This window comes from Geodermatophilus sp. SYSU D01106, from assembly GCF_054049995.1.
On sequence record NZ_JBJGYM010000032.1, the window covers coordinates 14,252 to 28,433 of the forward strand.

The window sequence follows — 14,182 nt, forward strand, 5'->3', positions numbered from 1 at the left end:
CCGGAACAGCGGTGCGCGGTGCTCACGGGACCTCCCGGTGACGGTGGCCGCCGAGGGTGACAGCTCCCGCGCCCCGGCGACAGCGCCGCCGCCGCGGTGGGACGAAGCGTCACCCGACCGACCCACGCCGTTCCCCCGGCCGGTACCGGGGACGCCGTGCGGCCACCCGCGCGCCGCTCGTCGACCGGCGTGATCAGGCGAGCAGCGCCGCCAGGCGGTCGAGGTAGGGCACCTGCCCCTTGACCAGCTTGACCCGCGCCTCGTCGAGACCGAACCAGGCGGCCCGGTCGACCTCCGGGAAGTGCTGGACCCGCCCCGACCGCGGCGGCCACTCGAGCTCGAACGTGCCGCTGACGATCGCGCCGGCGTCGAGGTCGCCCTCCCCCGCCCACACGGTGAGCAGCTTCGACCCGGCCCGCAGCTCACCGAGCGGCATCAACGCCGCCGCGGGCACGGGGCTGCCGAGCTCCTCCTCGAACTCGCGCCGGGCCGCGGCGAGCGGCTCCTCGTCGTCGCCGTGCTCGCCCTTCGGGATCGACCAGGCGCCGTCGTCCTTCCGCGCCCAGAACGGCCCGCCCATGTGGCCGAGCAGCACCTGCGGCGCGGGGGCGAGCCGGTACAGCAGGATTCCCGCGCTCCGCCTCGGCACCGGCCCACCCTCGCACGGGCGGCGCCCCGGCTCAGTCGAGCGGGCGGCGACCGCCCGTCGGTACCGGCGCCGACCGGCGCCCGCAGCCGTGGCAGAACCGTCCGGGCAGCCGCCTCGTCCCGCAGTGCTCGCACGCCATCTCCGGCCTCCTCCGTCAGCGGGTGGAGACCGCAGGCTGCCGGGCGGCGGTCCCGCCCGGGGCGCCGACACCGGCGGTGGGACGAGTCGTCACGCGACCGTCATCCCGGTCAGCGGCAGCCGTCGGGCCCGGGGCGGTGGCCGTCACCGGGGCCGTTCCCGCGCCCGTGCCCGTTGCCCGGGCCGTCGCCGCGCCCCGGGCCGTCGTCGCACGAGGCGGGGACGACGGGCGCGATGGGCGGCGGCGGGGTCGCGGGCACCTCGAGCTCCGGCGTCGCGGCGGGCGCGGGCTCCTCCGCGACCGGGGCGGGCTCCGGGTCCGGCGACGGCGCGGCCTCCGACGCGGGCTCCGGCGACGAGGACGGCACCGCGGTCCGCCCGGCCGGCGGCGCGCTCGCCGGCGCGGGCCCCGACAGCGGCGGGGCCTCGGGCGCCCCACCCCCGCGCACGGCCGGGGCGACCAGCACGGCCAACCCGGCGACGAGCAGCACCAGGACCGCCGCGCCGACGCCGACCCACCGCCGGCGCACCCCCGCCGGCGCCGCGCGGTGCCGCGACCGGGTGGGCAGCACGTCGGTGTCCTGCTCCCCCGCGGGGTCGACGGCGGGTTCGGGTGCGGGGTCGACCGGGTCGAGGCGGGCGGTGTCCATCCGGGCGAACCTACGGAGCGGGCGGGCCGGATCCGTTCCGCGACCCGCGGGCGGGCCGCCGGCCCGTCACACCCGCCCCAGGAGGGGCGGCTCCTCCCGGGAGGGGGTCACCCGGGAGGAGCCGCGGTCTACCCGCGCCCCAGGTGGGCGAGCGCCTCGGCGAGGCCGGTCACGTCGGCGTACTTGGCGTCGAGGTCGGCCAGGTTGTTCTCGTGCAGCGCCGCGCTCCGGTCGGCGCACGCCTCGCGGACCACCTGCGGGCGGAATCCGGAGTTGAGCGCGTCCATCGCCGTGGCCCGCACGCACCCCGACGTCGAGACACCGGCGACGACCACCGTGTCCACCCCGGCAGCGTGCAGGGTGGAGGCGAGCGAGGTGCCGGAGAACGCCGACGCGTACTGCTTGACCACCACCGGCTCCCCCGGCGACGGCGTCAGCGCGAGCCGGCCCCAGTCCCCGGGCGCGTTCTCCGCGAAGGCGGCCAGCGCCGGCACCTTGCGCACGAACAGCCCGCCGTCGGCGAGCCCGGCCGCGTAGCGGACCGCCGTCCAGACGACGGGGTGCCCACCGGCGCGGGCGGCCTCCACCAGCGCCCGCGCCGCCTCCACCGCGGGCGCCGGGTCCGGGAGCGCGAACGGCCCGCCGGGCTCGGTGTAGGCGCGGCAGAGGTCGATCACCAGCACGGCCGGGCGGGTCCCCCAGCCCACCCGGCCGGAGAACGCCGAGCCGTGCGGCCCGGCACCGGTCACGTCGCCGACCACACCGGCCGCCGCGGCGCGGGCAGCCCGGTCTCCTCCTCGCAGCGCGCCAGCAGCTCCTCCACCGGCGGGCCCATGTCGAACACCGGCAGGTCGGCGGGCCGGTCGGCGCGCAGCTGGTCGCGCAGCGTCTCGGTGGCCTCGGCGTCGACCTCGCCGCCGTCGCAGACGACGACGCCGTAGCGCCGGGCGCCGTCCTGGGTGACCAGCCCGCGGCGCACCTCCTGCGCCACCAGCTCGGGGTCGCGCTCGAGCGGGTCGCCCCACCCGCCGCCGCCCCAGGTGACGAAGTGCAGGACGTCGCCGGGGTGCACGGGCACCCCGTGGCACTTGCTCGGCAGCACCTCGCGGGTGCCGTCGGCCCGGTCGATCCACTTGCGGCCGCGGGCGCCGGGCTCGCCGCCGTTGACGCCCCACGGGTAGGTGAGCCAGCGGTCGTCGTGGATGGCGATCTCGCCGGGCTCCTCGAACACGTAGGCGACGTCGACGCCGTTGCCGCCGCGGTGCAGCCCGGCCCCGCCGGTGTCGGCCACGGTCTCCCACCGCTCGATCCGCAGCGGGTAGTAGGACTCGAGGTACTCGCAGGGGATGTTGACGAAGCTCGGCCACAGCGAGTGTCCGTCGGGGCCGTCGCCGAGCGGCCGGCCCGGGATGCCGCCGAAGCCGATCGAGTAGAGCTGGAACCACTCCCCCTTCCGCTCGCCGCCGGAGTAGTGGCCGGAGTACATGAAGTGCGGCGAGGAGGAGAAGCCGGCGGCGTTGAGCAGCGCCGGGTTGGTCTGCCCGAGCAGCCCGCCGAAGAGGTCGAACACCCGCCCGATGCCGTGGTTGCGGCCGTTGAGCGCGGCCGGGTGCGCGGGCTTCCAGTACGAGCCGTCCGGGATCGTGACGTCGACCAGCGGGTAGAAGCCATCGTTCCACAGGATCTGCGGGTCGGCGACGGTGATCATGTAGATCCCGAAGAACATCCGGGTCAGGTTCTCGTTGATGTAGTAGTTGATCGGCCCGGCCGCCTGCGGCGAGGAGCCGGTGAAGTCCAGGTGCACCTTCTCGCCGGTGCGGGTCAGCGACAGCTTCAGCTCGTAGGGGCCGTTGCCGACGCCGTCGTCGCAGATGTAGTCGGTGAACGAGAGCGTCCGGCCCTCCTCGAACACCATCTGCAGCAGCACCTTCATGGCGTCGTGGTTGCGCTGCAGCAGCGCGTCGAGCGCCGACAGGTAGGTGGCCGTGCCGAACCGGGTGCACATCTCGACCACCCGCCGGCCGGCGGTGCGGCAGGCGGCGACCAGGCCGTTCAGGTCGGCGCGGTTCCAGTCGGGCATGCGGACCTGGTTCAGCACGATCCGCAGCGCGTCCTCGTTGAGCACGCCCTTCCGGTAGAGCTTGAAGGGCGGGATGACGACGCCCTCCTCGTAGATGGTGCGGGCGTCGGTGGGCATCGACGACGGCGTCTTGCCGCCGACGTCGGACATGTGCCCGAACATCGACGCCCAGCCGACCACCCGGCCCTCGTGGAACACCGGCACGACGACGAGCCAGTCGTTGGCGTGGCTGATCGCCGCGCCGCAGGCGTACGGGTCGCTGGTGAGGAGGACGTCGCCCTCCTCGACGGTGTCGTCGAAGCCCTCGAGGAAGTCGGGGATGGACAGGCCGAACTGGCCGACGACCATCTTCCCGGCGGGGTCGGCGATGAGCGGGAACTCGTCGTGCTGCTCGCGGATGCCCGGCGACAGCGCGGTGCGGAAGAGCACCTCGTCCATCTCGTAGCGGGCGTTGCGCAGCCCGTTCTCGATGAGGTCGAGGGTGACCGGGTCGACGTCGACCCGCTCGACGGTGCCGGTGGCCGTCTCGACGATCCGTGCCATGTCAGCCCTCCACGGGGGTGATCAGCAGCGAGCCGGACTCGTGCACGGTGGCCACGTGCCCGGGCAGGACGAGGGTGGTGCTGTCCATCTCGGTGACGATCGCGGGACCGGCGACGACGTCGCCGGCGCGCAGCCGGGCCCGGTCGTAGACCGACGCGGAGACCCGCTCGCCACCGACGTGCACCGGGGACTCGCTCACCAGCGCCCCCTTCGGGTCGCCGTCGCCGGGCTCGAGCCGCACGGGCGCGACGTCGGGCCGCGGGCCGGTGACGGTGGCGCGCGCGTTGACCAGCTCGTGGTCGACGGTGAGCAGGAAGGAGAACAGCCGGTCGTGCTCGGCGTCGAAGGCCCGCCCGAGCTCGGCCAGCGGGCTGCCGCCGTCGAGCCACGCGGGGTCCACCTCGACGGGGATCTCGAAGCCCTGCCCGTGGTAGCGGACGTCGACCTGGTAGCCGACCGTCTGCTGCTCCCGCGGCGTGCCGTGGGCGGCCAGCCGCTGCCCGGCGTCGTCGGCGAGCTCGCGCAGCACCTGCACCAGCTCGCCGTCGCCGAGCTGCCCGAAGCGCCGCAGCACGGTGCGGGCGGACTCGTCGCGGCGGCTGGTGGTGGCGTCGCCGAGGGCGCACAGCACCCCGGGCGACGGCGGCACGATGACCGGCCACGCGCCGGTGAGCACGCCGAGCGCGTTGGCGTGCAGCGGCCCGGCGCCGCCGAAGGCGACCAGCGCGAAGTCGCGGGGGTCGAAGCCCTGCTGCACCGAGACCAGGCGCAGCCCGCCGAGCATGTTCTCGTTGACGATGTCGACGATCCCGGCGGCCGCGGCCTCCGGGGAGTCCAGGCCCATCGCCTCGGCGACCTTGCTCACGGCGTCACGCGCGGCCTGCACGTCGAGGGTGATCTCCCCGCCCGCGAGGTCCGAGGGCAGGTAGCCCAGGACGACGTTGGCGTCGGTGACCGTGGGTTCGACGCCGCCCTTGCCGTAGGCCGCGGGCCCGGGGTCGGCGCCGGCGGACTGGGGGCCGACGCGCAGCGCGCGGGTCAGCTCGGGCACGTGCGCGATCGAGCCGCCGCCGGCCCCGACGGTGCGCACGTCGACGCTGGAGGCCCGCACCGTGAGGTCGCCGACCTTCGTCTCGCGGCCGATCCGCGGGGCGAGGTCGCGCACCAGCGCCACGTCGGTGGAGGTGCCGCCCATGTCGAAGGTGATGAGGTCGCGGTGGCCGCACTGCTCGGCCACCCACACCGCGCCGGTCACCCCGCCGGCGGGGCCCGACAGCAGCATGCTCACCGGCGCCTCCACCGCGGCGTCGGCCGACTGCAGGCCGCCGTCGCTGCGCAGGATCGACAGCTCGCCGGCCACCCCGCCCTCGCGCAGCCCCTCGGACAGGTGCCGCACGTACTTCTCCACCTGCGGCTGCACGTAGCCGTTGGCGACGGTGGTGAGCGTGCGCTCGTACTCGCGCAGCTCCGGCAGCACGTCCGAGCTCAGCGACACCGGGACGCCGGGCAGCACCTCGGTGGCGATCTCCCGGATGCGCCGCTCGTGCGAGGCGTCGGCGAAGGAGTTGACCAGGCTGACGGCGAGGGCCTGCACGCCGCGCCCGGCGAGGCGCTCGAGCTGCGCCCGCACGTCGGCCTCGTCGAGCGGGCGGACCTCCGACCCGTCGCTGGCGACCCGGCCCTCGACCTCGACGGTGTCCTCGAGGTCGGCCAGCGGCTCGGGCTTGGGCCAGATGATCCAGCCGGCCAGCCCGCCGGGCACGAACGAGCGGGCGATCTGCAGGACCTGCCGGAAGCCCCGCGTGGTGACCAGCCCGACGCGGGCGCCCTTGCCCTCGAGGATCGCGTTGGTGGCCACCGTGGTGCCGTGCAGCACCTGCGCCACCTCGCGCATCGAGATGCCGGCGTCGGCGCACACCTTCCCGATGCCGGTGAGCACGCCGACCGCCTGGTCGGCCGGGGTGGAGGCGGTCTTGGCGCGCCAGGTCGCGCCGCTGTCCTCGTCGACGAGCAGGACGTCGGTGAAGGTGCCCCCGACGTCGACTCCGAGCCGGTAGCTCATGCGGTCTCCTCAGTGCGGGTCGCGGGATCGGTGGCCTGCAGCCGGGCCGCCCGGACCATCACGGCGCGGGCGTTGGCGATGTGCGAGGTCATGACGGCGCGGGCCCACTCCGGGTCGCCGGCGCGCAGGGCGGCGACGATCTCGGCGTGGTGCGCCAGGCTGCGGCGCAGCGACTCCTCGTCGTAGGTGAGGAAGTTGCGCCGCACGATCGGCGGGTGGATGGCGGCGGCCAGCGCGGCCGCCAGCGTGGGGTGCGCGGCGAGGGCGACCAGCCGGTCGTGGAACGCGCGGTTGAGCGGGACGAGCGCGTCGAGGTCCTGCTCCGGGCCGGGGGTGCCGACGGCGAGCATCCGGCGGGCGAGGTCGTCGAGGGCGTCGACGTCGGCCGGGCGGGCGTTCGGGACGGCGTGCGCGGTGAGCTGCGGCTCCAGGACCGAGCGCAGGTCGAACACGCCCTCGAGCTCGGCGACGGTCCAGGTGGCCACGCGCGCGCCGCGGTTGGGGACGAGCTCCACCAGCCCCTCGGACGCCAGCCGGGACAGCGCCTCGCGCACCGGCGTGCGGCTCACCCCGAGCCGCTCGGCCAGCTCCACCTCGCCGAGGCGCGCGCCGGGAGCCAGGTCGCCGCCCATGATCAGGTCGCGGAGGGTCGCCAGGGCGCGCTCGGCCGACGTCAGAGGGCGTGTCAACGGTCACACCTCCTCGGGGATTGCATGCAAGGTAGGGGTGGCCGCGGGTGCGCACAAGGGCCCCGACGGAACTCTCCGGACCGTTGCCCTGCACGTCGAGGACGGTGCAGACTCGCGACGACGCACGGCCACCGCGACGGTCGCTGTATGCAACCGCGCGGGAACCGGGACGACACACGAGGAGGCCACCGTGGCGGATCTGCTGAGCGGCGCGCGGGCCCCGAGGGCGCGGCTGCGCGAGCTGCTCGCCGGCCCCGGCCCGCTGATGGCGCCGGGCGCCTACGACGCGCTGACCGCCCGGCTGGTCGAGCAGGCCGGCTTCGACGCGGTCTACATGACCGGTTTCGGTACGACGGCGGGGCTGCTCGGCCGGCCCGACGTCGGCCTGCTGTCGGGCGCGGAGATGGTCGACAACGCGCGCCGCATCGCCGCCGCCGTCGACGTGCCGGTCATCGCCGACGCCGACACCGGCTACGGCAACGCGATCAACGTCGTCCGCACGGTGCAGCTCTACGAGCAGGCCGGGGTCGCGGGCATCCAGCTCGAGGACCAGGTGATGCCCAAGAAGTGCGGGCACATGAGCGGCAAGGCGCTCATCGGCGCCGGGGAGATGGTGGGCAAGATCCGCGCCGCCGCGGCCGCCCGGCGCGACCCCGACCTGGTGCTCATCGCCCGCACCGACGCTGTCGCCGTCACCGGGGTCGACGACGCGCTCGCCCGCGCCCGCGCCTACGCCGAGGCCGGCGCCGACCTGCTGTTCGTCGAGGCGCCGACCACCGAGGCCGACGTCGAGCGCGTCGCCGGCGAGCTCGCCGGGGTGGCGCCGCTGGTCTTCAACTGGGCCGAGGGCGGGCGCACGCCGCCGCTGTCGCTGGAGCGCATGGCCGAGCTCGGGTTCGCGCTGGTCATCTACCCGATCGGCACCCTGCTGGCGGCGACCGCCGGCGTCCGGTCGCTGCTCGCCTCGCTCAAGCAGCAGGGCGTCCCGCCCCTGGACGGGCTGCCCACCTTCGGCGAGTTCACCGACCTCGTGGGCCTGCCCGAGGTGCAGGACCTCGAGCAGCGCTTCGCCGGCTGAGCGACCCGGCCGGACCGTCCACATCGGCACCCGGGGGCGACCGGAGGGCAACGTCTCTCCCCGTCCGTCACACCCGTCCCAGACGCTCGCGGGGATGTCCGGACCGGTCCGTCCGGACCGGTAGACAGGACACCGTGAGCACCACGGACACCCGGCCGCATCCGCACGACGGTGCTCCCCGGGCGGCCGTGGCGATCGCGGCCACCAGCACCCCGGTGCTGTCCTACGCGCTCGCCGTCAACCGCGTCCCGGTCGTGTCCCGGCTCGCGGTCACCACCCGCGGCGCCGCGGTCGAGGGCGCCGTCGTGCGCCTGGGCGTGCGCGACGCCGAGGGCCCGATCGGCAGCGTCGTCGAGGTCCCCGTCGACCTCGGCGGCGACGCCACCACGGTGCTCAGCGACGTCGGCCTGGTCATGGACGCCGCCGCGATGCTGCACATCGAGGAGCAGCGGCCCGGCGTCATCGAGATCGACGTCGTCGCCGGGGGCACCGACGTCGGCGGCACCGCCGTCCCCGTGCACGTGCTCGCCGCGAGCCAGTGGCTGGCCTCCCCCGTGCCGCTGGCGCTGGAGATGCTCGCCGCGCACGTGCAGCCCAACCACCCCGCGGTGCCGGCGCTGCTCGACGAGGCCGCGGCGCTGCTGCACGAGCGCACCGACGACCCGTCCGTGCAGGGCTACGCGGCCGGGCCGGACCGGGTCGACGAGATCGTCGCCGCGGTGGCCGCGGCGATGCGCGCCCGCGGCATCCGGCACAGCGAGGCCCCCGCCGACTGGGCGCACATCGCCCAGCGGGTGCGCACCCCCGCCGACGTGCTCGACGGCCGCGTCGGCACCCCGCTGGACACCACCGTCACCCTCGCCGCCGCGCTGGAGGCGGCCGGCGTCCGCACGCTGCTGTGGATCGCCGACGGGCACGCGTTCCTCGGCTACTGGCGCGAGGAGCGCAGCGCCGAGAGCGCCGCCACCACCGACGTCGCCCCGCTCGCCGACCTGGTCGCCCTCGGGCTGGTCCGGCTGGTGGAGACGACGCTGCTCACCAGCCGCGGCACCGAGGACCCCGACGCCGACCGGCTGCACCGCGCGGCCGCCGACGCGTGGCTGACCGGCGCGGCCGACCGGCTGCTGGGCGTCACCGACGTCCACCGCGCCCGCCGCGACGGGATCCTGCCGCTGCCCGCCCGGCTGCGCGGCCCCGACGGCGCGCTGCAGGTGGTCGAGTACCGCGCCGACGAGCACGACCCGACCGTCCGCCCGGCCGGCCGGCACGCCGCCCCGGTGCCCGGCAGCCGCCCCGGCGTGCCGCCGCGCGTGCAGCAGTGGAAGAACAGCCTGCTCGACCTGAGCCTGCGCAACCGGCTGGTCAACTACACCGAGGGCGCCGGGCTGCCGCTGGTCGTCCCCGGCCTCTACCTCGCCACGCTGGCCGAGCTGCTCGCCGGCGACGGCGCGGTCACCCTCGTGCCCAGCGACCGGCTGCGCCCGGCCGACAACGTGCGCGGCCTGCGCTCGGCGCGCGAGCTGCCGGTCGGCGTGCTCGGCGAGGTGCTGCACGAGCGCCGCGAGGTCTACGCCGACCTCAGCGACGGCGCCTACCTCCCGCGGCTGCGCGGGCTGGCGCACCGGGCCAGGACGGTGCGCGAGGAGACCGGCGCCAACAACCTCTACGTCGCGATCGGCAGCCTGTCCTGGGAGCTCGACGGCCGCCCGCTGCGCTCGCCGCTGGTGCTGCTGCCGGTGGTCCTCTCCCCCGCCGGGCGCACCGGCGCCTACCGGCTCACCGCCGACGACGCCGCCGGCGCCAGCCCGAACTGGTGCCTGCTGGAGAAGCTGCGCCGCGAGCACGGCCTGGAGATCCCCGGGCTGGCCGGGGCCGACGGCGACCTCGACGTCGACAGCGCGCTGGCCACCGTGCGCCAGGCGCTGCTCGACGCCGGGCTGCCCTTCCGCGTCGAGGCGACCGCCGACCTCGCCGTGCTGCAGTTCGCCCGCTACCGGCTGTGGCGCGACCTCGACGAGTCGTGGGCCGAGCTCGCCGCGAGCCCGCTCGTCGGCCACCTGGTGCACGCGCCGGCCGAGCCCTTCGCCGACCCGGTGCCGGCCGCGGCCGCCGACGTCGACCTCGACGAGCTCGCCGCCCGCTGCCCGGTGCCCGCCGACGCCTCGCAGCTGAAGGCGGTCGCCGAGGGTGTCGCCGGGCGCACGTTCGTGCTCGAGGGCCCGCCCGGCACCGGCAAGTCGCAGACCATCACCAACCTGCTCGCCCGCGCCGTCGCCGACGGCCGCCGGGTGCTGTTCGTCGCCGAGAAGCGGGCCGCGCTCGACGTCGTCGCCCGCCGCCTCGACGCCGTGGGCCTCGGCCCGCTGGTGCTCGACCTGCACGACGAGCGGGCCCGCGCCACCGCCGTCCGGGCCCGGCTCCGCGACGCGCTGGAGGCCGTCGTCGTCGCCGACGAGCAGGCCCTGGCCGCCGACGGCGAGGACCTGCGCGCCGCCCGCCGCACGCTCGCCCGCTACGCCGACCGGCTGCACGCGGTCAACGCGGCCGGCATGTCCTACTACTCGGCACGCACCGCGCGGCTCGCCGTCGGCGGGGACGTGCCGGCGCTGCCGGTGCCGCAGTCGTTCGCCGCGGCCGCCCCGGAGGACACGCTCACCGCGGTCCGCCGGGCGCTGGCGCTGCTGCCCGACGTCGCCGACCTGGTGCGGCCCTCGCCGCGGCACCCGTGGGCGTTCGTCGACACCGCGCGGGTCGACCTCCCGGCCGCGCACCGGGCCGCGATCGCCGTCGACGACGCGATGCGCGCGCTGCCCGCCGAAGAGCACCTGGCGCGGGCGCTGCGCGAGGTGCGCAGCCCCGGCGACCTCGACGACCTGGCCCACCTGCTGTCCGGGCCCGCCGTCGGCCTCGACGTCCTCGACGAGGTGCCCACCGAGCGCTGGACCGCCGCCACGACGGCGGTGCTGGCCGAGGCGGCCGCCTTCGCCGGCACGGTGCACCCCGGCCTGGAGCTGGCCACGCCCGAGGCGCTCGCGCTGCCGCTGGGCGAGCTGTTCGTCTCCGCGCAGACCGCGCAGGCCGGGCGGATGTGGGCCCGCCAGGAGGGGCTGCGCGAGGTGCGCGCCCAGCTCGCGCCGGTGCTGCGCCCGGGGGTCGCCGTGCGGCTGCGCGACGTCCCCGAGCTGACCGCGGCGCTGTGGCGGGTGCAGAGCGCCGCCGCGGGGATCGCCGCGCGCGCCGCCGTCATCCCCGGCCTGTCGGTGCCGGCCGGCTGGAACCCGCTGCTGGAGCCCGACCTGCTCGAGGGCCAGGTGGCCTGGCTGCGCCGCGCCGGCGCGATCGCCGACAGCGCGCGGGAGTTCGCCGTCGCGCTGCGCCGCTACGTCGTCTCCGGCCCCGGCCCGTCGGCCGCGGCGGCCGCCGCGGTCGCCCGGCTGCGCGACGGGCTGGAGGAGCTGTTGCGGGTCTGCCGCAGCACCCCGCGCCGGCTCGCCGACTGGTGCGGCGACGACGGCGTGCTGCTGCGCTGGGCGATGACCCGCCCCGAGCGCGGGGTCGAGCACTCCGGGCTGATGTCGCTGCGCCGCTGGGCGGAGTTCCTCGACACCCTCGAGCCGCTGCGCGCCGCCGGCCTGCTCGACGCCCGCGCCGCGCTGGTCAGCGGCCGGCTGCCCGCCGAGGACGCGCCGCGCGCCTTCGAGCACGGCCTGGCCGCCGCCTCCACCGCCGAGCGCCGCGCCGCCACCGGCCTGGACTCCTTCGACGAGGCCGCACACGGCCGCGCGATCGACCGCTTCACCGCGGCGTCGCGGGCGGTGCGCCGGCACCTCACCGCAGCGCTGCCGGCCGCCGTGCTGGCCACGCGCTGGCTGGACGCCCCGGCGACCGGCACCGCGCCCGAGGGCGCCGACCGGCTCGGCGAGCTGCAGCGGGAGCTCACCCGCCGCCGCGGGCTGGGCGTGCGCGCGCTGCTCACGCAGTACGGCGACCTGGTGACCGCGCTGCTGCCGTGCGTGCTGGTCAGCCCCGACTCGGTGGCCCGCTTCTTCCCCGCCCGCGCCGGCCAGTTCGACCTGGTCGTGTTCGACGAGGCCTCGCAGATCCGGGTGGCCGACGCCGTCGGCGCGCTCGGCCGCGCCCGCTCCGCGGTGGTCGTCGGCGACAGCCGGCAGATGCCGCCGACGTCCTTCGGCGAGCCCGCGGCCGGCGGCGGCGACGACCTGCCCGACCTGCTCGGCGTCGCCGTGGAGGACGAGGAGTCGATCCTGTCGGAGTGCGTGCAGGCCGGCGTGCCGCGGCACTGGCTGTCCTGGCACTACCGCAGCCGCGACGAGTCGCTGATCGCCTTCAGCAACGCGCACTACTACGACAACCGGCTGTCCTCCTTCCCCGCGCCGGCGCACGGCCCGGCGACCCCCGACGTCGACGGCCACGGCATCTCGCTGGTCCGGGTGCAGGGCACCTTCCACCGCTCGGGCGCCGGCCGGCTGCTGCGCACCAACCCGATGGAGGCCAAGGCCGTCGTCGCGGAGATCCGCCGCCGCTTCGACGCCGCGCCCGGCGCGGTGCCCTCGATCGGCGTGGTCACCTTCAACGCCCAGCAGCGGTCCTACATCGAGTCGCTGCTGCGCGACGCCGGCGACGAGCGGCTGACCGAGGCGCTCGACCGCACCGACGGCGAGGGCCTGTTCGTCAAGAACCTGGAGAACGTGCAGGGCGACGAGCGCGACGTCGTGCTGTTCTCCACCGGCTTCAGCCCCGACGACCGCGGCGTGCTGCCGCTGAACTTCGGCCCGCTCAACCGCGTGGGCGGCGAGCGCCGGCTCAACGTGGCGGTCACCCGCGCGCGCCGGCAGGTGGTCGTCTTCTCCTCCTTCGACCCCTCGGCGCTGCGGGCGGAGCAGACGTCGTCGCTCGGCATCAAGCACCTGCGCGCCTACCTCGACCTGGCCGCGCTCGGCACCGAGGCGCTGCCCCGCGAGGCGCGCCGGCCCGGGACGCCCGACCGGCACCGCGAGGAGATCGCCGGCGCACTGCGGGCGCGCGGGCTCGTCGTGCGCACCGACGTCGGGCTGTCGGACTTCCGCGTCGACCTGTCGCTGGCCCGCGCCGCGGCGCCGGACGCTCCGGTCGTGGCCGTGCTGCTCGACGGCCCGGCGTGGGCGCGGCGGCGCACCGTCGGCGACCGCGACGGCCTGCCCGTCGACGTGCTGTCGGGCCTGCTCGGCTGGCCCGCGGTGGAGCGGGTCTGGCTGCCGTCGTGGCTGCGCGACCGCGACGCGGTGCTCGACCGCCTCGTCGCCGCGGTGGACGCCGCGCCCGCGCCGGTGCTCGCGCCGGCCACCGCCTCCCCCGTGCCGGTGCTGACCGTGGTCGAGGCCGCGCCCGAGGTCGAGTCGCCCGCCGCGCCGGAGCCCGCCCCCGAGCCCGCCCCCGAGCCGGGCCCACGCGGGCTGCCCTCGCTGCGCTCGGTGGTGTCGGCCGCCGTCGCCGCGCTGCCGCTCCCCCGCCCCGACGCCGACCCGGTGGCCGACGAACCCGAGGCCGCCACCCTGCCGGTCGCGCTGAGCGTCGTCCCACCCGTCGCCGACGAGCAGCCCGAAGAGACCGGGGAGTCTGCGGAGTCAGCGGAGTCCGGGCCCACCGAGCAGCGCTTCCGCGCCTGGGCGCCCAAGCCGGCCGGCGACCGCAAGGTCCTCGACGCCCTCGCCGACCCGCGCCACGCCCGCCTGGTCACCCGGGTGCTCGCCGCCGGGCTCAAGGTCGAGGGACCGGTGCACCGCGACCGCCTCGCGCGCATCGCCGCCGGCGCGTTCGGCCTGTCCCGGGTCACCGACGCCCGCCGCGACGCGCTGCTCGCCCTGCTGCCGCCGCACACGCTGGACGGCGACGTCGTCTGGCCGGCGTCGCTGGACCCGGCCGGCTGGACCGTCTACCGCCGGCAGACCACCAGCGCCACGCGCCCGCTGGAGCAGGTGCCGGCGCAGGAGGTGCTCAACGCGATGGTGGCGCTGTGCCGCGCCGCCGGCGGGCTGCCGCGCGAGGAGCTGTTCCTGCGCACCGCGGAGGTGTTCGGCTACCGCCGCCGCACGCCGTCGCTGACCCCGCTGCTGGCCGCAGTGCTCGACCGCGGCACCGCCGGAGGCCGGCTCGCCGTCACCGACGACGACCGCGTCACCGCCTGCTGAAGGACCCTCCTGCCCCCCGCCACCCGCACGCTCGTGACGGGCCCCTGCAGGAGGGCCGCCGGGCGCGGTCGTGCTCTGCCCACACCGGCGGGGCAGAGCACGACC

General features: G+C 76.8%; 8 protein-coding genes. 2 read left to right on the top strand and 6 right to left on the bottom strand.

Going from position 1 to position 14,182, the window contains the following annotated elements; all coding sequences use genetic code 11:
- Nucleotides 1-193 precede the first annotated feature (193 nt).
- From ACI78R_RS22095 to ACI78R_RS22120, 6 genes are all read right to left on the bottom strand, one after another.
- Nucleotides 194-649, bottom strand: a complete 456-nt coding sequence (locus tag ACI78R_RS22095; RefSeq protein WP_457042300.1) for an NUDIX domain-containing protein — start codon at nt 647-649, stop codon at nt 194-196.
- A gap of 248 nt (nt 650-897) precedes the next feature.
- Nucleotides 898-1,437 carry a hypothetical protein gene (locus tag ACI78R_RS22100; RefSeq protein ID WP_457042301.1) on the bottom strand — a complete coding sequence of 180 codons (540 nt, stop codon included), beginning with the start codon at nt 1,435-1,437 and terminating at the stop codon, nt 898-900.
- Between the two features lie 128 nt (nt 1,438-1,565).
- On the bottom strand, nt 1,566-2,186 hold the full coding sequence (locus ACI78R_RS22105) for an isochorismatase family protein (RefSeq protein ID WP_457042302.1): 621 nt from the start codon (nt 2,184-2,186) through the stop codon (nt 1,566-1,568).
- Nucleotides 2,183-4,060: a hydantoinase B/oxoprolinase family protein gene (locus ACI78R_RS22110; RefSeq protein ID WP_457042303.1), complete on the bottom strand. Its 1,878-nt coding sequence runs from the start codon at nt 4,058-4,060 to the stop codon at nt 2,183-2,185. Before ACI78R_RS22110 ends, ACI78R_RS22105 begins: the two co-directional genes overlap by 4 nt.
- A 1-nt stretch (nt 4,061) precedes the next feature.
- Entirely contained in the window at nt 4,062-6,122 is a 2,061-nt protein-coding gene (locus ACI78R_RS22115; protein ID WP_457042304.1) for a hydantoinase/oxoprolinase family protein, read from the bottom strand.
- The gene (locus tag ACI78R_RS22120; protein ID WP_457042305.1) at nt 6,119-6,811 is read right to left on the bottom strand and encodes a GntR family transcriptional regulator; all 693 of its coding nucleotides are present in this window, start codon (nt 6,809-6,811) and stop codon (nt 6,119-6,121) included. The genes ACI78R_RS22115 and ACI78R_RS22120 overlap by 4 nt, the downstream gene beginning before the upstream one ends.
- A gap of 190 nt (nt 6,812-7,001) precedes the next feature.
- Here ACI78R_RS22120 and ACI78R_RS22125 point away from each other — a divergent pair, with 190 nt between their 5' ends.
- Nucleotides 7,002-7,889: an isocitrate lyase/PEP mutase family protein gene (locus tag ACI78R_RS22125; RefSeq protein ID WP_457042306.1), complete on the top strand. Its 888-nt coding sequence runs from the start codon at nt 7,002-7,004 to the stop codon at nt 7,887-7,889.
- Nucleotides 7,890-8,023: 134 nt separating this feature from the next.
- Nucleotides 8,024-14,077 carry a DUF4011 domain-containing protein gene (locus tag ACI78R_RS22130; protein WP_457042307.1) on the top strand — a complete coding sequence of 2,018 codons (6,054 nt, stop codon included), beginning with the start codon at nt 8,024-8,026 and terminating at the stop codon, nt 14,075-14,077.
- Nucleotides 14,078-14,182 lie beyond the last annotated feature (105 nt).

Bases quoted from the DNA above. Each gene is read 5' to 3' on its own strand.
- ACI78R_RS22100 (WP_457042301.1), bottom strand. From the start codon at position 1,437: ATGGACACCGCCCGCCTCGACCCGGTCGACCCCGCACCCGAACCCGCC.
- ACI78R_RS22115 (WP_457042304.1), bottom strand. From the start codon at position 6,122: ATGAGCTACCGGCTCGGAGTCGACGTCGGGGGCACCTTCACCGACGTC.
- ACI78R_RS22110 (WP_457042303.1), bottom strand. From the start codon at position 4,060: ATGGCACGGATCGTCGAGACGGCCACCGGCACCGTCGAGCGGGTCGAC.